General features: G+C 28.6%; 29 protein-coding genes and 2 pseudogenes. 7 read left to right on the plus strand and 24 right to left on the minus strand.

The genetic code is table 4. From position 1 onward, the window contains the following. Positions 1–100: 100 nt before the first annotated feature. The 21 genes and pseudogenes from FOY43_RS02625 to rpsJ form a co-directional block, all read right to left on the minus strand. Positions 101–439 (minus strand): hypothetical protein, encoded by a 339-nt coding sequence (locus tag FOY43_RS02625; protein WP_146308989.1) that lies wholly within the window; start codon positions 437–439, stop codon positions 101–103. Between the two features lie 92 nt (positions 440–531). Beyond that, positions 532–972: a 50S ribosomal protein L15 gene (rplO, locus tag FOY43_RS02630; RefSeq protein WP_146308990.1), complete on the minus strand. Its 441-nt coding sequence runs from the start codon at positions 970–972 to the stop codon at positions 532–534. Beyond that, a pseudogene (rpsE, locus tag FOY43_RS02635) lies at positions 972–1454 on the minus strand (30S ribosomal protein S5); the annotation flags it as partial. The gene rplO and the pseudogene rpsE, both read right to left, overlap by 1 nt. A gap of 173 nt (positions 1455–1627) precedes the next feature. Then, the gene (rplR, locus tag FOY43_RS02640; protein WP_146308992.1) at positions 1628–1978 is read right to left on the minus strand and encodes a 50S ribosomal protein L18; all 351 of its coding nucleotides are present in this window, start codon (positions 1976–1978) and stop codon (positions 1628–1630) included. A 21-nt stretch (positions 1979–1999) separates the two neighbouring features. After that, positions 2000–2539 carry a 50S ribosomal protein L6 gene (rplF, locus tag FOY43_RS02645; protein WP_146308993.1) on the minus strand — a complete coding sequence of 180 codons (540 nt, stop codon included), beginning with the start codon at positions 2537–2539 and terminating at the stop codon, positions 2000–2002. 8 nt (positions 2540–2547) lie between these two features. Beyond that, on the minus strand, positions 2548–2943 hold the full coding sequence (gene rpsH, locus FOY43_RS02650; RefSeq protein WP_146308994.1) for a 30S ribosomal protein S8: 396 nt from the start codon (positions 2941–2943) through the stop codon (positions 2548–2550). Further along, positions 2943–3128 carry a type Z 30S ribosomal protein S14 gene (locus FOY43_RS02655; protein ID WP_006886404.1) on the minus strand — a complete coding sequence of 62 codons (186 nt, stop codon included), beginning with the start codon at positions 3126–3128 and terminating at the stop codon, positions 2943–2945. The genes rpsH and FOY43_RS02655 overlap by 1 nt, the downstream gene beginning before the upstream one ends. After that, positions 3128–3682: a 50S ribosomal protein L5 gene (gene rplE / locus FOY43_RS02660; protein ID WP_419179394.1), complete on the minus strand. Its 555-nt coding sequence runs from the start codon at positions 3680–3682 to the stop codon at positions 3128–3130. Before rplE ends, FOY43_RS02655 begins: the two co-directional genes overlap by 1 nt. After that, on the minus strand, positions 3679–4011 hold the full coding sequence (gene rplX / locus FOY43_RS02665) for a 50S ribosomal protein L24 (RefSeq protein ID WP_146308996.1): 333 nt from the start codon (positions 4009–4011) through the stop codon (positions 3679–3681). The genes rplE and rplX overlap by 4 nt, the downstream gene beginning before the upstream one ends. A gap of 13 nt (positions 4012–4024) precedes the next feature. Next, positions 4025–4390 carry a 50S ribosomal protein L14 gene (gene rplN / locus FOY43_RS02670; RefSeq protein WP_146308997.1) on the minus strand — a complete coding sequence of 122 codons (366 nt, stop codon included), beginning with the start codon at positions 4388–4390 and terminating at the stop codon, positions 4025–4027. Continuing rightward, positions 4390–4665, minus strand: a complete 276-nt coding sequence (gene rpsQ / locus FOY43_RS02675; RefSeq protein ID WP_146308998.1) for a 30S ribosomal protein S17 — start codon at positions 4663–4665, stop codon at positions 4390–4392. The genes rplN and rpsQ overlap by 1 nt, the downstream gene beginning before the upstream one ends. Positions 4666–4667: 2 nt before the next feature. Further along, positions 4668–4859 carry a 50S ribosomal protein L29 gene (rpmC, locus tag FOY43_RS02680; protein WP_006886409.1) on the minus strand — a complete coding sequence of 64 codons (192 nt, stop codon included), beginning with the start codon at positions 4857–4859 and terminating at the stop codon, positions 4668–4670. Further along, positions 4859–5281: a 50S ribosomal protein L16 gene (rplP, locus tag FOY43_RS02685; RefSeq protein ID WP_146308999.1), complete on the minus strand. Its 423-nt coding sequence runs from the start codon at positions 5279–5281 to the stop codon at positions 4859–4861. The genes rpmC and rplP overlap by 1 nt, the downstream gene beginning before the upstream one ends. Then, positions 5281–5934 (minus strand): 30S ribosomal protein S3, encoded by a 654-nt coding sequence (gene rpsC / locus FOY43_RS02690; RefSeq protein ID WP_006886411.1) that lies wholly within the window; start codon positions 5932–5934, stop codon positions 5281–5283. Before rpsC ends, rplP begins: the two co-directional genes overlap by 1 nt. Beyond that, on the minus strand, positions 5934–6278 hold the full coding sequence (gene rplV, locus FOY43_RS02695; RefSeq protein WP_146309000.1) for a 50S ribosomal protein L22: 345 nt from the start codon (positions 6276–6278) through the stop codon (positions 5934–5936). The genes rpsC and rplV overlap by 1 nt, the downstream gene beginning before the upstream one ends. Further along, entirely contained in the window at positions 6278–6556 is a 279-nt protein-coding gene (gene rpsS / locus FOY43_RS02700) for a 30S ribosomal protein S19 (RefSeq protein WP_006886413.1), read from the minus strand. Before rpsS ends, rplV begins: the two co-directional genes overlap by 1 nt. Next, entirely contained in the window at positions 6556–7401 is an 846-nt protein-coding gene (gene rplB, locus FOY43_RS02705; RefSeq protein ID WP_146309001.1) for a 50S ribosomal protein L2, read from the minus strand. Before rplB ends, rpsS begins: the two co-directional genes overlap by 1 nt. 113 nt (positions 7402–7514) lie before the next feature. Further along, a complete protein-coding gene (gene rplW / locus FOY43_RS02710) occupies positions 7515–7991 on the minus strand; it encodes a 50S ribosomal protein L23 (RefSeq protein WP_146309002.1) in 477 nt (158 codons plus the stop codon). Continuing rightward, positions 7991–8602: a 50S ribosomal protein L4 gene (gene rplD / locus FOY43_RS02715; protein WP_146309003.1), complete on the minus strand. Its 612-nt coding sequence runs from the start codon at positions 8600–8602 to the stop codon at positions 7991–7993. The genes rplW and rplD overlap by 1 nt, the downstream gene beginning before the upstream one ends. A gap of 173 nt (positions 8603–8775) precedes the next feature. After that, positions 8776–9411: pseudogene (rplC, locus tag FOY43_RS02720) on the minus strand (50S ribosomal protein L3); the annotation flags it as partial. Positions 9412–9428: 17 nt separating this feature from the next. Continuing rightward, positions 9429–9734: a 30S ribosomal protein S10 gene (rpsJ, locus tag FOY43_RS02725; protein ID WP_146309005.1), complete on the minus strand. Its 306-nt coding sequence runs from the start codon at positions 9732–9734 to the stop codon at positions 9429–9431. 274 nt (positions 9735–10008) lie between these two features. Here rpsJ and FOY43_RS02730 point away from each other — a divergent pair, with 274 nt between their 5' ends. Both FOY43_RS02730 and mf1 read left to right on the plus strand, forming a co-directional pair. After that, positions 10009–12927, plus strand: coding sequence for a lysylphosphatidylglycerol synthase domain-containing protein (locus FOY43_RS02730; protein ID WP_146309006.1), 2919 nt, complete (start codon positions 10009–10011; stop codon positions 12925–12927). 7 nt (positions 12928–12934) lie between these two features. Beyond that, entirely contained in the window at positions 12935–13726 is a 792-nt protein-coding gene (gene mf1 / locus FOY43_RS02735; RefSeq protein WP_146309007.1) for a diacylglycerol cholinephosphotransferase Mf1, read from the plus strand. Positions 13727–13777: 51 nt separating this feature from the next. Here mf1 and gpmI read toward each other — a convergent pair whose 3' ends face one another. The 3 genes from gpmI to FOY43_RS02750 form a co-directional block, all read right to left on the minus strand. Further along, positions 13778–15283: a 2,3-bisphosphoglycerate-independent phosphoglycerate mutase gene (gpmI, locus tag FOY43_RS02740; RefSeq protein WP_146309008.1), complete on the minus strand. Its 1506-nt coding sequence runs from the start codon at positions 15281–15283 to the stop codon at positions 13778–13780. 137 nt (positions 15284–15420) lie between these two features. After that, positions 15421–17226 carry an ABC transporter ATP-binding protein gene (locus tag FOY43_RS02745; protein WP_162847763.1) on the minus strand — a complete coding sequence of 602 codons (1806 nt, stop codon included), beginning with the start codon at positions 17224–17226 and terminating at the stop codon, positions 15421–15423. After that, positions 17198–18985 carry an ABC transporter ATP-binding protein gene (locus FOY43_RS02750; protein WP_146309010.1) on the minus strand — a complete coding sequence of 596 codons (1788 nt, stop codon included), beginning with the start codon at positions 18983–18985 and terminating at the stop codon, positions 17198–17200. Before FOY43_RS02750 ends, FOY43_RS02745 begins: the two co-directional genes overlap by 29 nt. A gap of 49 nt (positions 18986–19034) precedes the next feature. Here FOY43_RS02750 and tsaE point away from each other — a divergent pair, with 49 nt between their 5' ends. Genes tsaE through FOY43_RS02775 form a run of 5 tightly spaced genes read left to right on the plus strand, consistent with a single transcriptional unit; the run spans position 19035 to position 22574 of the window. Beyond that, complete coding sequence (gene tsaE, locus FOY43_RS02755; protein WP_146309011.1) at positions 19035–19433, plus strand: tRNA (adenosine(37)-N6)-threonylcarbamoyltransferase complex ATPase subunit type 1 TsaE; 399 nt, start codon at positions 19035–19037, stop codon at positions 19431–19433. Further along, entirely contained in the window at positions 19433–19996 is a 564-nt protein-coding gene (tsaB, locus tag FOY43_RS02760; RefSeq protein ID WP_146309012.1) for a tRNA (adenosine(37)-N6)-threonylcarbamoyltransferase complex dimerization subunit type 1 TsaB, read from the plus strand. The genes tsaE and tsaB overlap by 1 nt, the downstream gene beginning before the upstream one ends. Further along, positions 19996–20928 carry a tRNA (adenosine(37)-N6)-threonylcarbamoyltransferase complex transferase subunit TsaD gene (tsaD, locus tag FOY43_RS02765; RefSeq protein WP_146309013.1) on the plus strand — a complete coding sequence of 311 codons (933 nt, stop codon included), beginning with the start codon at positions 19996–19998 and terminating at the stop codon, positions 20926–20928. Before tsaB ends, tsaD begins: the two co-directional genes overlap by 1 nt. A gap of 2 nt (positions 20929–20930) precedes the next feature. Next, on the plus strand, positions 20931–21752 hold the full coding sequence (locus FOY43_RS02770; RefSeq protein WP_146309014.1) for an HAD-IIB family hydrolase: 822 nt from the start codon (positions 20931–20933) through the stop codon (positions 21750–21752). A gap of 6 nt (positions 21753–21758) precedes the next feature. Continuing rightward, positions 21759–22574 (plus strand): HAD family hydrolase, encoded by an 816-nt coding sequence (locus tag FOY43_RS02775; protein WP_146309015.1) that lies wholly within the window; start codon positions 21759–21761, stop codon positions 22572–22574. The last annotated feature ends 62 nt before the right edge of the window (positions 22575–22636 follow it).

Consider the following 22636-nt stretch of genomic DNA (forward strand, 5'->3'; position numbering starts at 1 on the left):
TTTTTATTAAATATAAATTGTATTTTAATTATATAAAATTTAGTGTTTTTTTAAAGCAATTATGTTCCGGCAATATTTAGTTAAAAATAAGCTATAATTGTTAAAAAATCAATCAATGTCAATCTTGAATTTTTGAAAAAGTTTTACTAAAATCTTCTAGATTTCATTTCTCAAAATCAAAGCTATTTAGAAGTTGATTCGCTGGAATAATGTATCCACATTTGTTATGTACAAACATTTTTTTAGATTTAAAATAATTGAATTTAGGTTGCTTTAACCCACATTGTTTACACACATTTACTTCATCAACAACTAATTTAAATAACATAGTTTCAAGTTCATCCATTAACTTTTCTCTTTTGTTGAAAGGTGTATTTTCAAAATTGTCATTAATGTATTTAATTTTATTTTCAATTTGTTCTAATTTATATATATTCATATTAACCTCCACCTTAATATGTGTTAATTTATCTAGGTGAACTAAAAAAGAACAAAATAAAAAGTTGACGAAATGTCGTCAACTATATTTTATTATTCTAAAATTTTTCCACCAGCGGCTTCAACAGCTTTTCTTGCTGATTCAGAAACTTTGTGAATGTTGATTGTTAAAGATTTAGTTAATTCACCATTTCCTAATAATTTAATAGGTAATGTTCTTTTAATTAAACCTTTTTCAAATAAAGTTTCTACTGATACTTCATCATTGTTTTCATAGCATCTTTCAAGGTCTTTAAGATTAATTACTTGGTATTCAACATGGTTTACATTGTTGAATCCACGTTTTCCAATACGACGGAATCATGGTGTTTGACCCCCTTCGAATCCTAATCTATGACCTTTACGTTTATTTTGCCCTGATTGCCCTTTACCCGCTTGTTTACCTTTACCAGCTGCGTGACCACGACCTTTACGGTGTTTTTCTGGTCTTGATTCTTCTGTATATTTAAGAGTATGTAATTTAATTCTATCCATTATAATAGTTCCTTTACATCTTTATCTCTGATTTCAGCAATTTTTTCAGGTGTTCTTAAAGTTTTAAGAGCTTTAACAGTAGCTTTAACAATATTTGTTTTTGAACGTGATCCATATGTCTTTGTAACAATGTTGTTGTATCCGGCTAATTCAGCAACAGCACGAACTGAACCCGAAGCAATAAGTCCTTTACCTTCAGGTGCCGGTTTTAAAATAACTTTTGAAGCTAAGAATTTAGCGTTTGTTTCATGAGGAATAGTTCCATTATATAAAGGAACTTCAACAAGGTTGTTTTGAGCATCTTTAACAGCTTTTTTAATTGCATCTGGAACTTCATTTGCTTTACCGTGTCCATATCCAACACGACCTTTTTTATTTCCAACAACAACGAATGCTGAGAAACTAAATCTTCTTCCACCTTTAACAACTTTTGTAACACGAGCAATATCAACAACTTTTTCTGAGAAATCAGCAAAAGCATCATTAACTCTTTTTTCTTTTACATTGTTTCTTCTTTGTTTTTCTGAATTACTTTGACGTTTTTCACTATTGTTTTCAGCGTTTTTAACAGCAGGTTTTGTATTTCTTTTCTTAAGAGTTACATTTTTTGTTCCTGTTTCTTCAACAGTTTTTTCAATTTTCTTTTGGTTTTCCATTAGAATTTAACTCCTTTTTCTCTTACAGCTTCAGCAAACGCTCTAACACGACCATGGTAAATGTAACCTCCACGGTCAAAAACAACTTCTTTAATTCCTAAATCCACGATTTTTTGTCCCATTACAGAACCTAATTCACTAGCAGCTTTAATGTTTCCACCATATTCTTTGTTTGATAATGTTGAAGCACTTGTTAAAGTAACTCCTTTAGAGTCATCAATTAATTGAGCATATAAGTTTTGGTGAGATTTGAAAACATTTAAACGAGGTTTAACACTTGAACCAACGATGTGTTGACGTAAACGAACATGTTTAACTTTTCTTGCTTGATTTCTTGATAATTTTGCCATATTGTATACCTTATACTTCTATTATTTAGAAGCTGTTTTCCCTTCTTTACGTCTAATTTTTTCACCTTTATATGCAATACCTTTTCCTGAGTATGGGTTAGGTTTTCTAATTGCTCTAACATTAGCTGCAAATTCACCAACTGATTGTTTGTTGATTCCTGAAACAATAACAATTGTAGGTTTAGGAACTTCAACTTTAACATCAGAAGGAACATTTAAAATAACATCGTGTGAGTAACCAGCAGAAACATGAAGTTGATTTTCTTTATACACTGCTTTATATCCAACCCCATTAATTGCTAATTCTTTTTGGAATCCTTTTGAAACACCAACGATCATATTTGAAATGTGAGCATTTGTTGTTCCATGTAATTGTTTAGTGTGTTTTTCTTCATTTGCACGAAGTGTTGTAACTTGATTATTTTCAACTTTAACAGTGATTAATGAACTGAATTGTCTTTCTAATTTTCCTAATTTTCCACTTACTGTAACTAAAGTATCATTTACAGTAACTGTTGTTCCAGCGGGAATGTTAAGAACTCTATTTCCAACACGAGACATAGAAATACCTATCAAATGTGGGCGATAACTTCTCCCCCAACATTTTCCTTTCTAGCTGTTTTATCAGTCATAATACCTTTTGAAGTTGAAATAATTGCTGTTCCATAACCCGATAATACTTTAGGTAATTCATCAGCTTTAACATATACTCTTAAACCTGGTTTTGAAATACGTTTAATTCCTACAATCGCAGATTGTGAACCTTTATATTTTAATGTAACTACTAATGATTTATCAACACCTTCACCTTCCACTGCATAAGATGAGATGTATCCTTCAGCTAAAATTAAATCTAGAATTTTTGCTTTTTTATTTGAGTAAGGAATTGAAACAGTTTTATGTTTTCTTTGATTAGAATTTTTGATACGAACGATCATATCTGAAATAGGATCTGTAATAAACATTATCAACTCGCTTTCTTCATACCTGGAATTTTACCTTCATTAGCTAAACCTCTGAAGCAGATACGACAAATTTTATATTTTCTTAATACTGAGTGTGGACGTCCACATAATTCACAACGTGTATATGCACGTGTTGAGAATTTAGGGTGACGTTTAGCTTTTTCGATTAATGCTTTTCTAGCCATTATTTATCTCCTTTTTTCTCAAATGGTACACCAACTAATTCTAGTAATGTTCTAGCTTCATTATTTGTTTTAGCAGTAGTTACGATTAATACGTCTAATCCTTTAATACGACGAATTTTGTCAAATTCAATTTCAGGGAAGATAATTTCTTCTTTAATTCCTAAAGCAAAGTTACCTCTACCATCAAATGCTTTAGGGTTAGCTCCACGGAAATCACGGATACGTGGCATTGCAACATTAATTAATTTTTCTAAGAAATCTCACATTCTTTCTCTACGTAAAGTTACTTTTCCACCCATAGGCATACCTTCACGTAATTTTCAAGAAGCATTAGATTTTTTAGCTCTTGTTTGGAATGGTTTTTGACTTGTGATTTGTGTCAATTCATTTAAAACTTCTTCAATAGCTTTTGAGTTAGAAACTTCTTTACCAGCTGTCATATTGATAACAATTTTTTCAATTCTTGGAACTTCCATAATAGATGAGTAATTGTATTTTTCTCTTAAAGCAGGAACTGCTTTTTCTAAATAAACTTGTTTTAAATTCATAATTAAATTTCCTTCTTAGTTTTCTTAGCGATTCTTACTTTTTTACCATCTTTATTTACTTGGAATCCAATTTTTGAAAATTGAGCGTTTGTATTTTTACCAGCTTTTTTAACTAAATATGCTACGTTTGAAACATGGATTGGAGCTTCGATGTTTGATATTGAGCCTTCTGTATTCATTTGTGATGGTTTGTTGTGTTTTGTAACCATATTTAAATCTTTAACAATTACTGTTTGTTTTTTAGAATCGATTTTTTCAATTCTTCCTGTTTTACCTTTTTCTCTTCCAGCAATTACAATAACTTCATCACCTTTTTTAAATTTAACTTTATTCATAAATGACTCCTTATTATAATACTTCAGGTGCTAATGAAACGATTTTTGGGAATCTTTCACGAATTTCACGAGCAACTGGTCCAAACACACGTGTTCCACGTGGTGATAAATCTTCTTTAAGTAAAACAACAGCATTATCATCAAAACGAATGTATGATCCGTTTGGACGTTTTGTTCCATAACGACTTCTTACAACCACAGCTTTTACAACTTGTCCTGCTTTAACACCTCCATTAGGAATTGCTTTTTTAACAGAACATACAACAATATCACCGATATTTGCCACTTTCTTTTTACTTCCACCTAAAATACGGATAACACCAATTTCTTTAGCACCAGAGTTATCTGCAACATTAGCTCTTGATAATTCAATTAACATTAATTATCTCCTTGTGAAGCTTGTGATTTTTCTTTGATCGATACCAATCTAAAGTGTTTTGTTTTTGAAAGTGGTCTAGTTTCCATAATTACAACAATATCATTTAATCCAGCTTCATGGTTTTCATCATGAACTGCAAAACGTTTTGTAGATTTATAACGTTTTGAGTATAAAGTATTTTTCTTGTAAGTATCAACTGCAACAATAATTGTTTTTTGGTTTTTACCTGCAGAAACTACTCTACCAACACGTGTTTTTCTTGCGTTTCTTTCCATAATTATTTAGCTCCTTTTTCATTTAAAGCTGTTAACACCTTAGCAATATCTTTTCTCATAGCATTAATTTTGTGTGTTTGATCTAAACTTCCAGTAGCATTTTTGAATTTTAATGTTCATAATTCAGCTTTTAAATCATTTACTAATTTTTGTAATTCTTCAACTGATTTATCTTTTATGTCTTTGTATAACATTATTCTTCTCCTTGTGTTTTAGCTACTATTCTTCATTTAACTGGCAATTTGTGTCCACCAAGACGTAGAGCATCACGAGCAATATCTTCTCTAACTCCACTTACTTCGAACATCATTGTATCAACTTTAACTGCTGTATATCATTTTTCTGGAGATCCTTTTCCTGACCCCATACGTAACCCAATAGGTTTAGAAGTTTTAGCAAAGTGAGGGAAAATTCTAATAATAACTTGTCCTTCACGTCCCATACGTCTTGTAATAGCGATACGAGCACTTTCAATTTGACGGGCATCTACTCAAGCACTTGTAACTGCTTGTAAACCAAATTCTCCAAAAGCAACAGTGTTACCTTTTTGAGCACGTCTTTTATCGTGTTTTTGTAAGAATGGTTTACGGTATTTTGTTCTCTTTGGTTGAAGCATTATTTGTTATCTCCTTCCAAAATTTCTCCTAATGAAACTCAAACTTTAACACCAATAGCTCCGTATGTTGTACGAGCTGTTGCTGTTGCATAGTCAACATTTTGTCTTAATGTGTGAAGTTTCATTTCTCCTTCTGAATATCCTTCAGTACGAGCCATATCAACTCCGTTTAAACGTCCACTAACAGCGGTTTTAATACCTTTAGCTCCTGAACGCATAGCGTTTCTGATAGCCATTTTTTGTGCTGTACGGAATGATTCACGATTTTCTAATTTAATAGCAATTGATTCAGCAAGTAATCTAGCATTTAAATCAGGTTTTTTAAGTTCTACAACTTGAATATTTACATTTAGATTTTTGTTTTTGATTGATTTTGTTAATTTTACTGTTAATTCAGCAATATTTTTACCTTCTTGTCCTAACATTGCTGCTGGTTTAGCTGTATGTACAATAACAGTTACTTTGTTATCTTGAGTTCTTCTAACTTCAACTTGACCAATTTGATATTGACGAACTAAAGCATCAAAGAAATTATAAATTTTAGCATCTTCAACAAGTTTTGATCCAAAGTCTTTTTTATCTTCGTATCATGTTGTGTTGTGTGCCTTAGTTACACCATAACGGAATCCATTTGGATTGACTTTTTGTCCCATTAGTTTCTCTCCTCTAATTTAACTGTTAAGTGTGATGTACGTTTGAAAATAGAATATGCTCTTCCTTGAGATCTTGGTTGAAATCTTTTAAGTGTTGGTCCTTCGTTAACTAACACTTCTTTAACAAATAATTTTGACGCATCCATTCCATGATTGTTTGTTGCATTAGCAATAGCTGATTGGATTAATTTAATAAATAAAGGAGATGCTTTTTTGTTTGTATTATATAAAATACCAAGTGCTTCTCTTACGTCCTTACCTCTGAATAAATCAGCAACTAAACGAGCCTTACGAGCACTTACACGTTGCATTTTAACGTGTGCTACCGCTTGTACTTTTTCCATTATTTCTTCTTACCTTTATCTGCACCATGTCCTGTATATGTACGGGTAGGTGAGAATTCTCCTAATTTGTGTCCAACCATATCATCTGTAACATAAACATCTATGAATTGTTTACCATTGTGTACTTGGAATGTTAACCCTACAAAGTGAGGGAAAATTGTAGAACGTCTTGATCAAGTTTTAATAGGTTTTTTAGGTGCTTTACCTTCAACAATAGCATCTACTTTTTTAAGTAAATGATCATCTGCGAAAGGTCCTTTTTTAAGACTACGTGCCATTATTTAGCATCCTTTCTTCTTCTAATAATTAATTTGTTTGAAGATTTCTTAGTTTTTCTTGTCTTAACTCCAAGAGCTTTTTTACCTCAAGGTGTAAGAGGAGCTTTACGACCAACAGGTTGTTTTCCTTCTCCCCCTCCATGTGGGTGGTCTACTGGGTTCATTACTGATCCACGTACTGTAGGTCTAACACCCATATGTCTATTTTTACCAGCTTTACCAATATTTACTAATAAATGTTCTTCATTACCAACAAAACCAATTGTTGCACGACAACGAGCTAAAACACGTCTTGTTTCACCAGATTTTAATCTTAAAACAACGTATTTTCCATCATCGTCTTTACCCAAAATTTGTGCAGATGTACCGGCACTACGAGCGATGATACCTCCACCCCCTGGTTGCATTTCGATGTTGTGAACAAATGTACCCTCAGGAATGTTGCTTAGTGGAAGTGAGTTACCAACAATAATATCGGCATTTTCACCTGAAACAACTGTTTGTCCAACTTTAATTCCTTTAGGTGCTAAAATATATCTTTTTTCTCCATCTGCATATGCTAATAAACAAATGTTTGCTGATCTATTTGGATCATATTCAATTGTTTTAACAATTGCTGGAATATTATCTTTATTACGTTTAAAATCAACGATTCTGTAATATCTTTTTACACGACCACCGTGGTGACGAACTGTAATTTTTCCTTGGTTGTTACGACCTGCATTATTTTTTAAAATCACCATTAATGATTTTTCAGGTGCATGACCACTTAAGTTTTGTCTGTAGTCGAGAATTGACATATTACGACGACCATTGGTTGTTGGCTTATAGTATTTAATAGCCATGTCTTTTCTCCTTTGCTTAAAAATAGTTGCGGATCTTTCTTTTAAGCATGACTTTTCCGCTTTACATTGTATTAATAATTTAATTTATATTATATATAAGATTGGAGGTATAATTATTCACCGCCAACTTTTCTAGTTGTTGTTGTTTTTTTAACGTTAGCTTTAGTTGCTGATTTTGTGGCGTTTTTAACGTTTGCACTTGCTTTCTTAGCAGCGAGTTTTTCGGCAGCTCTTTTTTCAACTTCTGAAACTTCTTTTTTAGCTGTTTTCTTAGTTTTTTCTTCTTTTTCTTCAACTTTAACTTCATCAGAAGGGTAGAAGTTGATTGAATAACCTTCAGCTAATTTAACAATAGCTTTTTTGTAACGATTTGTAAACCCATGGTAACGTCCTATGTTTTTTGGTTGTTTTTCAAATTTCATTGTGTTTACTTTTTCAACTTTTACTTGGAAAATAATTTCAATAGCTCTAGCAATTTGGAATTTATTCGCATTATAAGCTACTTCGAATGAATATGAATTATTATTTACTGTTTGATGATTACTCTTTTCAGTAATAATAGGTCTTCTAATAATATCTGTAAGTTGCATTATTTAAATTTCCCTTCTAAAATTGAAAGTGATTCGTTTGAAATAACCATTAAGTCAGCTAAAAGTAATAATTCAACTGAAATTGAGTTTGCTTTAACTGTGTAAACATATGGAACATTAGCTGTAGATTTGAAAACTGTTTCATCTTCAGTTACAACTAGCACACGTCTATATTCTTTTTCATTAACTAAAGAATCTAATTTAGTAATGAATTCTTTTGTTGAAATTTTTGATAATTTTAAATCATCAACTAAAACTGCTTTATCTTGAGCTAAAAGTGTTAATGCAGATTTGAAAGCAGCAAATCTAACTTTTTTGTTAACTTTTAATGAATAGTTCTTTTCTGATTGAGGTCCAAATGCTCTTCCACCACCAACAAATTGAGGTGATCTTAATGAACCTTGACGAGCTTTACCTGTACCTTTTTGTCTTCAAGGTTTTTTACCTGTACCACTTACTTCAGCTCTATTTTTAACTTGGTGTGTACCTTGTCTTCTTGAAGCTCTCTCTGATAAAACTGTATCAAAAATAGCTTGTTCATATATTTTTTCACTAGCAAAAAGATTTTCAGGAAGTTTTACATTAGCATTTTTTAATTTTGTATCAGCCATGATTATTTATCTCCTTCTTTTGCTTCAGCTTCTTCAGCAGCTTTAATTAAAGGTAATAATTCTGAAGAGTGCATTCCTGCTTTAACTTCAATACCATATTTTTTAGATTTTTCAACTAATTCATTCATTAACATAACTTCTTTAACATCTACTAATCTAATAGCTTCGTGGTTTGGAAGTCCTTTTACAGCTTGTTTAATCATAACAAATGATTTTTTAGGTCCAGGAATTGATCCCTTAACTAAAATCATGTTGTTTTCAACATCAACTTTAACAATTTCTAAATTTTGTACTGTTGTTTTTGTATTTCCTAATTGTCCAGGCATTGTCATACCTTTAACAACTTTATTACCACTAATGTCCCCTAAAGAACCAGTTTGACGGATAGGTTGAGAACCCCCTCCTCCACCGTGTGATTTAGGTCCAATGTGTTGGTTTCATCTTTTGATTGTACCAGCAAAACCTTTCCCTTTAGAAATACCTGTTACATCAACAAGTTCACCGGATGCAAAGATACTTGCATCCACCTTTTGTCCGAGTTCATAACCAACCATGTCACGAACTTCTTTTACGTAGCGCTTAGGTGTTGTATTAGCCTTAGAAAAGTGTCCAATTTCAGGTTTGTTTGAACGTTTTTCTTTTTTATCAAAAACAGATAATTGTGTTGCTTCATATCCGTTTTTTTCTTTTGTTAAAACGCTTGTTACAACATTTGGTTCAACTTCAATAACAGTAACTGGAACTGATAATCCAAATTCTGTGTAAATTTGAGTCATACCAATTTTACGTCCTAAGATTCCTTTCATAATTTCTCCTTAAATTTTGATTACTTGATTTTAATTTGAATTGCAACTCCACTTGGCAATTCTAATCTTTTAATTTTGTCTTGTGTTTCAACTGTTGGATTTGTGATAACTACAAGTCTTTGGCTTGTTCTTGATTCATATTGTTCACGGCTTTTTTTGTTAACGTGAACTGATCTTAAGATAGTGATTTCTTCTCTCTTTGTTGGAAGAGGAACTGGTCCACTAACTTTAGAACCTGATTTTTCTGCTAAAAGATAGATTTTTTTAGCAGCTTCATCAACCAAAGCATGATCAAAACCTTTGATTTTAATGCTTAATTTGCTCATTGTTGTCTCCTTTGTTCATTTTTGAACACAGCTCTATATGAAAACCCGTTTCAACCTCAACAACTATTTTTTGCTGGAACGACAACCTCATATGTCCTCGCTGTAGTTTCTAAAATATTATATAGATGTTTTAAAATTAACAAAACAAATAGTTTAGTTATTTTTATACATAATTTTACCAACAACTATTTTTGGTGTATCACATTAAATTTAACAAAAATTTTAGTTCTTTTTTATCTTTACTTATAATATATAATTTTAATTATGGAGATATATGACTGAGAACAATATTTATAAAAAATGGTTAAAAAAAGTTCGTAACAAAGAGTTTTGAAATAAGTTTCATTACATTTTTTCTAATCTTACCGAAAGTCAAATAAATTCATATTTTGATAAAAAAATAAAAATAGATAAAAGTAATATTATTTTAGAATTAGGTATCGGAACGCACCTGGCTAATGAATTCACGATAGGGGCAATTTCAGAATCTTTCTCTAAATTTATTAATATTGATTCTAAGCTAGATAAAAATAAAATTCTGGTAAGCTGTCCAGAAAGTGAGGATTTATTAGTTATATCTAACATTTTTTCGCGTATACTATATAAAAACAATAATGATATTTTGTTTTATGAACAAAAAAATAATATACCGCTTAATTTAATTTATTATTTTGCTCAAGAAAATAATTTTGACTATATTATAAATATATCCAATTATAATAATTCAAAGAAATTTATACAGATTCGTTTAACTAATTCAAAAGGTGTAAGTTTAAGTGAAAAACAGATAAATGAAATTAATTCTATTTTACAAGATATTGATCTAACAGAAATTGAAGTTCCTATATCACCAATTCAATTTATGGATCTGGATAAACTAAACAGAAACTATTTAAGTGATATTGTTGAACAAAAGAAATATCTAAATGATAACGAAAACAAATTAAAATATTATGTTGGTTTTCAAGAACAGAAAAATAGTGAATTTTACAGGGAAGTATTCGACAAAACAAACACAAAAATAAATATATTAAGCAACGCAAAAGTTAACAAAAATACTAAAGTTTTTGATAATACTATTTTTAAAAAAATGAATATTAACTCAGTTCTGAAAAGAAATGATGTTAATTTTGTTATCTCAAATAATGGAGATTCTTTTAATATTTCGGTTAAACATAAGGGTGTATTCAAATATTTTAAAACTGACGAAGTTGCTGGTTTATATTTAGATTATTTGATAAATAATTTTGATATAAGCCAAAAATATTACATTGCTAAATCAAAACTAACTGGAGATTTTGTTAAGTCTATAGCAACTTCAAAGAACATTGAGGTAATTGAATTTACAAGTTGAGATGAATTAAACAAAATTATTGATAGCAATAATCAAAAAAAACTGCTTTTTGCATACGATGAACATAACAGATTTATCTCTTATAACTCAAAATTTATTTTAAATGACGCAATTTCTATGGTAATTGATTTCTACAAAATATGTGAAATTTATAGTAAAGATAATATAACTCTATTTGAAAGATTGAATCATATTAAAAATAAATATTCAAATTATTACCAATCTGTAAAAACATATGATATGACTTTTGAACAGTCTATTAGATTTTTCAGAAGAATCAATGACAGAGAAAAAATAGGTAAATTTAATGTTGTTAAAAGCGAAATTTACAATTTCGACCTTGAAAAAAATAAAACTTTTTGTGAAATAAAGTTAAACAATAAAAATGGAATAAAAATAATTTATGATAAATTTACCGAAAAAATAACAATTAATGTTGAAACCGAGGGTAAAACATCAAATGACAAAAATAATGATGATTACTTAAAATTAATTGTGCAAGGTAAGGAAATTCTAGATTCTATTAACGAACTAAGGGAAGATTTTGTTATTAAAAAATTTAGTTTAAAAGGTTTTTTAAAATATAGTTTTTTGGTCGCTTTAACAATTGGTATATTTATTTTTCTTTTTTATGTTGTTTATAATATTAAACTAGAAAATAATAAGAGTGCCTCTCCACTATTTGTTCTCAAAACAATTTGAATGTTTGTCAGGTATGATAGAATGACTAGATTCTTATTTGTCTTTATATTTATTTTCATACTATTTGAAATGTTTATAAATGCCTTGATCTTTAAAAGGTTATTTATGTACCAGAATGAAAAAGTTAGCTTCTGGACTTTGTTTGTAGGTAGTTTTATAGGAATTATAATTCAAAACATTACCCCTAAATCAATTGGTTCCGACATAGCAACATATTGATACTTAAGAAGAAAAAATGTTAATAGATCAAAATTAATTAGTGCTGTAATTCTTAATACTTTCATATGACAATTAACAAATATTGTTTTAAGTATAATTGTGGTCCCTGTTGGTTTAGTTTTTTATAAAGAGTTGTTTACTAATGGTTCATCAAATAATATTTTCTCGTTCACTTTCTTTTTAGTTTTAAGTTTATTATCAGATACTTTATTTTCGCTTTTTTTCCTTGTTTTAGCAGGATACAAAAGAATTCAAACACCAATTTTAAAAGCTATTATAAAAATTATTGAATGATTTTCATTCATAGGAATTGCAAAAACTGATGAACTTTATGCAAATTGAAAATATGAATTATATAAAGTAAGCAATGGAATAAATGTGGTGTTCAAAAGATGATGAAGAATTTGCGAATTATTGTTCTATAAGTCTTCAGTTTGATTCATAGCGCCGATTTCTTTATACTTGCATTATATGAACATGCTTGATGAAAATTTAATGGGTGGTTGATACTTTAATATGACAATTTCGCAATTCTTGGTAAGAAATGTTAACTCATTTAGTCCTACACCCGGAGGAACCGGAACATCGGATTATTTTACAAAAATAATTTATAGAATAACACTTTCTGATAATATTGATCAATTTGGTTTTGATCTAGAAAACCGTTCATCTATCATAACCGCAATAAAAACCTTTGGTCAAATTGTAATACCTTCTCTTTTATCAGCAATCGCTTTATTTATAGTGTATATTGGAGAAAAAAGAATACAATTTTATAAGCAAAAAAATAAAAATAACTTGTTAATTAATAACCAAACTATCATTAGTAGTAAAACAAAAAGTAATTTTAATAAAATTGCTTGCCCAACTTTTATAATTTCTGTTTCAATATTAATTTTATTATTTATATTTATGTAGGAGTAATATGCAAATTTCTGATCATCCTTCCATTCAATTAAATATTGATAAAAGGAAAAATAAGAATTTAGACTTATTAAAAAAGATTGCAAAATTTTGTGAGGAAAATAATTTATTTTATTCTCTTTACTTTGGTAGTGCCTTAGGTGCAGTGCGTGATAAAGAAATAATAAAATGGGATGCAGATATTGATATTATTATTAATTTGGATACTTATGAAAAATTAAAACAAAAGTTTCCTAAAAATATTATCAATAATCAAAATTGCAAAAATTATTGTTATCAATTCCCTAGATTTGTAGATGTCTATGATGAGAACAATCCGAATTCTTCTTTTGTAGATTTGTTTGTTATAGTAGAAAGTGATCCAGAAAAATTTTTAAAATATTCTAAATCAACCTTTAATAAATTAAGAGCTTTTAAAGGTTATTTTAAGAATTTCAGAAAATTTTACACTCATAAATTAGCACAAAATTTAATTGTTTTATTTGTTAAATTATTCCTTTTTTGAGTTAAACCTTTAACTATTGATGATGCTCAAAGGCAAGTTAGCACAGAAAAAGATACTGGAATTTATTTTATTGTTCATTGGCCAAATTCAAAACAAAAATTAATTGATGATCATATAATACTAAAAAGAGACACACAAGAAACTATAAAAGTTGAATTAAACGGATTTAAATTTAACGTTATCAAAAATATTCAATTCTATCTTGAACAAATGTATGGTAAAAATTGAAAAACGCCTATAAAATCAAGTAATTATGTTTTTTATGGCTATTATGAAATGGGAAAATAAAACAAAAAATCAACATATAAGTGGTTTTACTACTAATGTTGATTTTTTAAATTATTTAATTAAAAGTGAAACTCCATCCATTTCTTTGGGTTGTTTAACACCAATATAATCTAAAATTGTTGGAGCAACATCGGCCAATTTTCCGTCTTTTAATTTAATATTTTTATCACTTGAAATAAGCATTACTGGACTGCTTGTATGTTTTGTGGCTGGTTTTCCATTTTCATCTTCAGTAATTTCGGCATTACCATGGTCTGCAGTAATGAAAACAGTTATATTATTTCTCTCAGCTCAATCAAAAATTCTTTTAATTTGTGTATCTAAGAACGAAACCGCTTCAATTGTTGACTTAAGATTTCCTGTATGACCAACCATATCTGGGTTTGCGAAGTTCATTATTGTAACATCATAATTTGCACCGTGTTCCAAAAGTTTATCAGTGATACCTTCAGCTGACATATGTGGAGCGTCAGCATATGACTCAACTTTCAACGAATCCACTAAAATTCTCTTTGAATTTTTAAACTCAATGTCATTACCACCATCCATAAAGAATGTTACATGAGCGTATTTTTGTGTTTCAGCAATTCTTAACTGGGTTTTTCCTTCTAACTCTAAAACTCTACCAATTGGCATTGAAATTTCCATCTCATCAAACGCTACAATAGTATTTAATCCTTCATATTTCATCATCGAAACAAATTTATTAATTTTAACCGGATGAACTGGTTTGTTATCATATAATGTTGAACCGATGAATAGGTGTGTTAATTGTCTTGCTCTATCTGGACGGAAGTTAAAGAAAATAATTGAATCACCATCTTTAACAAATTCTTCTTTTGAGCAATTTTTGTTAATTGATGGTACAAAAAATTCATCTGAAATTTCGTTTTTGTATGATTCTTCCACAAATTCTGGTGCCGAATTATATGTTGATGAACTGTGTCCTAACAATGCTTCGTAGTGTTTTTCAACTCTGTCAAACATTTTATCACGGTCCATTCCATAAAATCTTCCACCAATTGATGCTATTTTGTATCCAAACTCATCAACAAGGTTTTGCAATTTTTCTATTGATTGTTTAATTGAACGAGGAGCAACATCACGACCATCTCCAAAAGCATGAACAGAAACTTTTTTAAGACCAAAAGCATGTGCTTCCCTTAAAATTTCAAATAAATGGTCTTCTAAAGAATGAACCCCACCTGGACTTAATAGACCCATAACATGTAGTGTTGAATCATTTTTCTTAACATCGTTAAATGCTTCTAGGAAAGCTTTGTTTTTTCCAAATTCTTTATTTTTAAGAGCTTTTGCAATTAGTGATAAACCTGTGTAAACGATTGTACCAGCACCAATATTCAAGTGTCCAACTTCTGAGTTACCCATTTGTCCGCTTGGTAAACCGACAAATTCTCCACTAGCTTGAATAATACTATTTGGATATTCTTTAAATAATTTATCAAATGTTGGTGTATTTGCAAGAGCAAAACCATTTCCTTGTGTTTCTTCTCTTAGACCTAAACCATCTATAACTATTAATACAGTTTTTTTCATAATTTCTCCTATATTATCTTTAAATTTATTAAATTATACTCTAAAGTGTTTTTATATTTTTATTGTTGTTTTATTTGAATTTTAAATATTGGTAATGTATCTATTTTTAAAAAAAGATTAAACTAAGTGTTTAATCTCTACTCGATACTTTTAAATCCTTCATTGTATAAATTAGCATATATTCCATTTTTTGCAATTAATTCATTGTGGTTTCCGCTTTCGAGAATCACACCATGGTCCATAACTAAAATATTTGTTGCTTTTTTAATGGTTGATAATCTATGAGCAATTATCAACATCGTTTTATCTTTCATCATTAATTTAATACAGTTTTGAATTTTCTGTTCTGTGATACTATCGATATTACTTGTTGCTTCATCCATTATTATTATTTTCTTTTCTGAAGCTAGTGCTCTAGCAATAGAAACTAATTGCCTTTGACCTTGCGATAACTCTTCTGCATTGTGAGTTAATTTTGTACTATATTTTTCTTTTAATGTTTGAATATACTCATCAAGACCTATTTCACGACAAATTTCGATAACTTTTTCATCAGAGATATTCTTATTTGCATTTTTAATATTATTCATTAATGTGTCTTCAAAAAGCATTACATCCTGAGAAATTAATGCAATGTTTTCTCTTCAGCTTTTTGCATTATACTCGATTGCATTTTGATTATCAATAAGCACTTGTCCATCATTCGTTTCATAAAACTTCATTAAAATTTTACTAATAGTTGTTTTACCACAACCTGTGTGTCCGACCAATGCAAGCGATTCACCAGGATTAATAGTGAAATTAATATTTTTCAAAACTTTAACATCAAGATTAGATGGGTATGCGAAATTAACGGACTTGAATTCTATTTTTCCTTCCGCAAATACTAAATTAGGTTTAATTTTATCTTCCTTATCGTTGGAAATCTTAAGAATATTTTCAATTCTATCTCAACTAGAAATCCCTTGTTGTAATTCAGCTGAGATATTTAATAAGTTAGAAATACTGTTTGTAAAAGTCTTGCTATAAACATTAAAAGAAGTAACAACCCCAATAGTATAAACACCATAAATTCCATATGAGGGATAAGATTTTGTTATAAAAGTAATTCCTATAATAATTATTACTAATTCAGAAATGACCTTTAACGCAGAATAAGCAGGATAAGCGATTGTTTGGTGTAAGAAAGCCTTTTGTGTGACTTCTCTGTGACGATTATTGTGTTCATCAAATTTATTTTCAATTCTATTTCATTGTCTGTGAACTCTAACAAGAGGTAAAATATCTAAAGTTTCTTCTAAATAAGCATTTAGTGCTCCAAAGGCGTCCCTTGATTTTTTTCACTGTTTTCTACTTTTAGAAACTAAGTAAATAAAAAGAATTGAAATAGGTGGAATAATTAAGTAAGTGATTAATCCTAAAATTGGTGCTAATAACAACATTCAAAATGTCGACAATAAAATGTCAAAAACAAAATCACATAAACTTAGAAGTACACTATTCATACTTGAAAAAGCTGAAACGGTATCTTCAGTTACAACTGCCATAAAATCACCTGTTTTTTCAGTTTCGAAATTAAAAAAACTCATTTCTTGAATATGTCTATATAAATTGCTTCTCATTTCACGTTCAAAACGTGTGGTGATTTTAGTCATAAAATATGTTGTTAGTCCTACAAAAGTTCTATGAATAACATATACTAGTAAAAAAACGGTTAAAACCACTAAAAAAATTGATAAATTAAATTTTTCTAAATTTCCTTTTGAAAAAAACTTATCCAATATTCAACCGGTACCAAACCCTATAGCACTTCAACTTAATGCTTTAATGAATGCAAATGTAATGAAAGTTATTCAAACTTTTGGTTTAACTTTAGCAGCATATATCATTCTTAAAAAGGTTTTTAATGAACTATTACTCTTCATAATTTTCTCTTTGCGCATTCGCAAACTCCTTATAAATTTCACATCTTGATAATAACTCGCTGTGAGTTCCTTGATCAATGATTCTCCCACCATCTAAAACAATGATTATGTCAGCATTTGAAACAGAATTAATTTTTTGTGAAATTATGAAAACTGTAGTATTAATTAAACTATTAGCTAGATTTTTTCTTACGATCAAATCAGTTTTATTATCCAACGCGCTAGTGGTATCGTCTAATACTAAAATTTGTGGATTTTTTAGGATAGCCTGAGCTATTGCAATTCTTTGCTTTTGACCACCACTTAAATTGATACCTCTTTGACCAATAACTTGATCAAACTTTTTGTCATAATCATTAACAAAGTCTAAACAAGCTACTTTAGAAGCATTTTCAATAGTTTCATTATCGTAATTTCTAGTTGAAAACTCGATATTTTCCTTTATAGTACCACTAAAAATTAACGGTTTTTGAAATACTTGACTTACTTTTGAGTGGAAATCATTGTAATCAATTTCATTAATATTAACTCCACCTACAAAAATTTGACCTTCAGTTGCTTTCAATTCTTTGACTAAAAGTAGTGCCAACGTACTTTTACCTGAACCTGTTTTACCTATAACACCTACTGTTTTGTTTGAAGGGATTTTAAAACTAATGTTTTTTAATGTATTTTGTTCACTGTCAGCATTCGAATATTTAAAACTTACATTCTTAAATTCAATTTCATTGCTAACTAATTTAATTTCTTTTGAACTGTTTATTTCTTCGCACTCTATATTTAATATTTCTAAATATCTTTTTGCACTAACTTGAGAACGAGTCAAACTATTAATAGTTTGTGATAGACTGAAAATAGAACTAGAAATAATTCACATGTACGAGTTAAATTGATAAATTTTACCTACTTCTGAGCTTGATTTTGAAGCGCCAATGAAATAGATTAATAAACCACCTATTAAAAATACAATTATTGTTGCAATATCATTTGAAAAATCATTAAATCTTCAAGCTGTTATATTTAGTTTATTCGCCCTAATGGAAATATCGTAAAGTTTATCATTAGATTTAGTAAATGTATCATATCTATCATCTTCAAGATTGTACGACTTAACTAGCTGAATAAGATTTATATCTTCCTTAACTTTATCATTAATTTCTTCAAAAACCGCATTTTCCTTTCTAAAAAGAGGAAAAATTTTATAAATAATAATTGAAGAAATTATAATTATTAAAGGCATTAAAATAAATATACTAATTGAATACAAAATACTTAAAGTTATAGAAAAAATCAATCCTCAAATTAAGTTAAAAATATTTTGTAAAATCGATTTGGTAACAAAATAAATTCCATCAACAATTTTTCTTATATCATTACTAAAAAGAGTCATAATTCTAGCATAACTTAGTGAATCTATTTGTTCTTTTCTGAGCTTAATTATTTTATTAAACATTATTTTTCTTATTTCATATCTTGTTTGATTGAGAATATAATTATTCAATAAAGACGGAATTAAGTTGCATAAAAAAAGTAGATAAGCTGCAGATAAAGTTATTATTACTAATAAATCATAATTATCTAACATTGTAGAATTACTGCTAAATTTTCACAAAAAAACTTCAATATGTTTTATTTCATTACCATTAGCATATTCGATAAACTGTCTAATCAAAGAAGGAATTAACATTACAACAAAACTTGGTATAAAGTTAAAAATGACTGTAATTAAGATTACAAATTTTAACTTACTACTAAATAATTTAATAACCCTTAGCATAATTTAAATTATAATTTAATATATTATTTTAATGTAGTAAAAGGATGAAATGTTGATAGGTCAAAATTTAACCGTAAAATCTCAAGCAGAATTGGCTAATTTAGCTAAAAAAATTCTTGAAATTAAACCAAAAGTTAAGTTTGTTTTGCTAAGCGGAGATCTTGGTGCTGGTAAAACAACTTTTGTAAAATATTTAGCAACAGAATTAGGAATAAGCCAGAACATAACTTCACCAACATTTAACTATATGAAGAATTATGATGGACTAATCCACATCGATGCTTACAACTTAAGTGGTGATTTAGATGAATTTGAAGATTTTTTTGAAGATAATATAATTGCTATAGAATGGTTTGAAAATTTAAGTGTTAATTTCGAAAATGCATTGATAATTAATATAAAAATTATCGATCAAAATACTAGAGAAATTAAAATTGAGAGGATATAATGAAAGTGTATTTAGATACAGCAACTGAAGATTTTTTTGTAGCGCTTTTTGATGATAATTATTCTTTGATTGATAAAATACACTTAGAAAATTACAGAAAAAAAGTTTCGCTAATACCCGAACAATTTAGTGAGTTGTTAAATAGAAATTCTCTAAGTGTTACTCAAATTGATCAATTCATAACTAATGTTGGTCCTGGTTTTTTTACTGGTGTTCGTTCAGGAATGGTGTTTTTTAGAACTATTTCAATGCAGCTTAATAAAATCTTTTCAACAATTTCGACATTTGAAATTTTATATGAACAAAATAATAAGTTAGATGTTATTTTTTTAGATGCGCAGGGTGATAAATTATATAAATTTGATTCTAAATCGTATGGGCAAAAAAACATTAAAGAACTTATTGAAGTTGTGAATAAGGATGAAAATATTAAGATAAGTAAAATAAATTTCGAACATATTTCAAAAAATTTTCAAAATTATCAAAAATATTTTAATAATCAAAAACCATTAAAACAAGAAGTTTTATATATCAAAAAACCGCAAATAGGAGTAAAAAAATAATGAAAATTTTAGGAATTGAAACAAGTCATGATGATACTTCTATAGCAATATTGGATGATGGTAAAATTATTGATATGATGACTATTTCACAAATAGATATTTTTAAAGAATTTGGCGGTACTATTCCAGAAATTTCATCAAGGGAGCATGTCCAAAACATTTCGATTATTCATGATTTATTACTAAAAAAACACAATTTAAATGAAATTGATTATATTGCTTACACTAAAGAGCCTGGTTTGATAGGAACCCTACAAGTTGGTTTTTTATTTGCAAATGCATTAAGTTTGTCACTAAATAAACCTTTAATACCAATAAATCACCTAGAAGGACATTTCTTTAGTGCGACAATAAATAATGAAGTCTCATTTCCAGCACTCTGTTTACTTGTTTCTGGAGGTCACACTCAATTAATTTATGCCACAAATTATTTTAAAACAGAAATAATTGGAGAGACACTCGATGATGCTGTTGGTGAAGTTTTTGACAAAGTTTCAAGAAGATTAGAAACTGGGTTTCCAGGTGGTCCTGCAATTGACAAAATTTTTAATTCTTATACCGGAGATTACATTAATTTCACTCAACCTCACACTGAAAATAAGTATGATTTTTCATTCAGCGGATTAAAAAGTCAAGTTTTAAATTATTGCAACACAACTGAAATGAAAAACATCCAACTAAATAAAGAACAAATCGCGAGTTCATTTCAAAATACCGCTATCAATTATCTAATAAATAAAACTAAAAGCGCACTAGAAGAATATCCAGTTAATTCATTGATTCTAGGCGGTGGTGTTAGTGCTAACTCATATTTAAGAAAAGAATTTAAAAAGCTTCACAATAACGTAATAATTCCAAATATGAAATATACAACTGATAATGGAGCAATGATTGCTCAAGTGGCTTATTTGAGATTAACAAAAAAGGAGTAAAATTGCCAAATATACCAAAAATCTTTTTCGTTGACCTTGATGGAACAATAATAAATAAAAGGAATAAACTTATTTCAAAAAAGAATCTTAAAGCTGTTGAGTGGATCAATCAAGAATCAAAATTTATCATAACTACAGGAAGAAGTTATTGTGATAGAAAAGTTAAAAGAATTTTACAAATGACTAATTCCGACACGGCTATCTTAAGTTCTGGAGCGCAAATTCTTTATAAAAATGAGTTAATTCATGAATATTTTTTTGATATAGGTGAAGTTTTAAAAATTGTTGAAATAGCAAACAAATATAAAATTAACTTTGCCTTATTCACCAGTGAAAGAGAATATCTAATAACTCAAAATCACTTATACAAATTCATTTCTTCTTTGACTCAAAGCAAACGAATGAAATCACTTCATATCAAGGAAATTAATAAAATAAACTTAAATAAAATACTAAAAATTACCTTTATTGTTTATCCATTTCAAATAAATAAAATACTTAAAAAACTTAGATATTCAATAAGCGGAGTCAATTACTTTTCAGCACACTACAACTGAGTTATAGAAATTACTTCCTCTAGAGTTTCTAAATCCGCACAAGCTCTTGAAATATGTGATAAATTAAATATTGATCCCCAAGATTGTATTAACTTTGGGGATTCTATGGCTGATGAAGATTTATCTAAAGTTTTAGGACAATCTGTAGCAATGCAAAATGGAGATTTTGAATACATCAAAAATGCAACTTTCATAGCTCCACACTATAAATATGATGGTTTTTACCATGTTGTTAGTGAGTTATTAAACAAAAAAGGAGAAAAATAGTTAATTATGAATATTAAAAAACCTAAAATTATTTTTATTGACCTTGATGGAACGTCACTAGATATAAAGGATTCAATGCATTCCAATTTTAGTATCGAAAATATAAGAGCTATTGAAGAGATTTCGAAAGAAATACCTATTATAGTTTCAACCGGCAGAGGTTACAATGAAGAAACATTAAGAATATTAAAAACAATTAATGCAACTAACTTTATTCTTTGAAATGGCGCTAAAATTTTTATAAATAATGAAGAAGTTGTATCTAAGAAAATAGAAATAGAGGCTGTAAAAAATATTCTTAATGATATTGCAAAAAATAAGGTTTTAGCAATACTTAACTCAGATCTAAAGAAAAGTTTTACTAAATCTATTTTTTTCAAAATTGTTGATGTTTTCAAAGGATTTAAAAATAATATAGATTATCTTGAAAAAGTTCCTTTCGACACATTTAAGATTTTAGTTTTTGCATTATCTAAGAAAAAATTAATAAAATTGCAAAAACAATGATCTAAAAAATATGAAGGCATTTTAGAGGTTTCTTTTAGCGGTAGACAAAACACTTTAATGGAGATTACATCAGTAAACGCTAGTAAAGGATTGTCTGAAAAAGAATATTGTGAAATGTTTGGAATCGATCCGAAAGATGCGATGCATATTGGTGATTCGATGAATGATGCTTCAGCAAAAGGAATACTTGGTACAGTTGTTGCAATGAAAAACTCATCGGATTTATTCAAAAAAATTGCTGATATAACTCTAGAATTTGATTATAAAAATGCTGGATTATCCAAATTTATAAGACAATTTGCAAATAAAAATTAATAATTTTATTCAAGTTCTATGATTTAATAAAAATTTATTTTAATATATAATATTGCTTATAA

This window comes from Mycoplasma anserisalpingitidis (genome assembly GCF_007858495.1).
In the GTDB taxonomy this organism is placed as follows: Bacteria; Bacillota_I; Bacilli_A; order Mycoplasmatales; family Metamycoplasmataceae; genus Mycoplasmopsis; species Mycoplasmopsis anserisalpingitidis_A.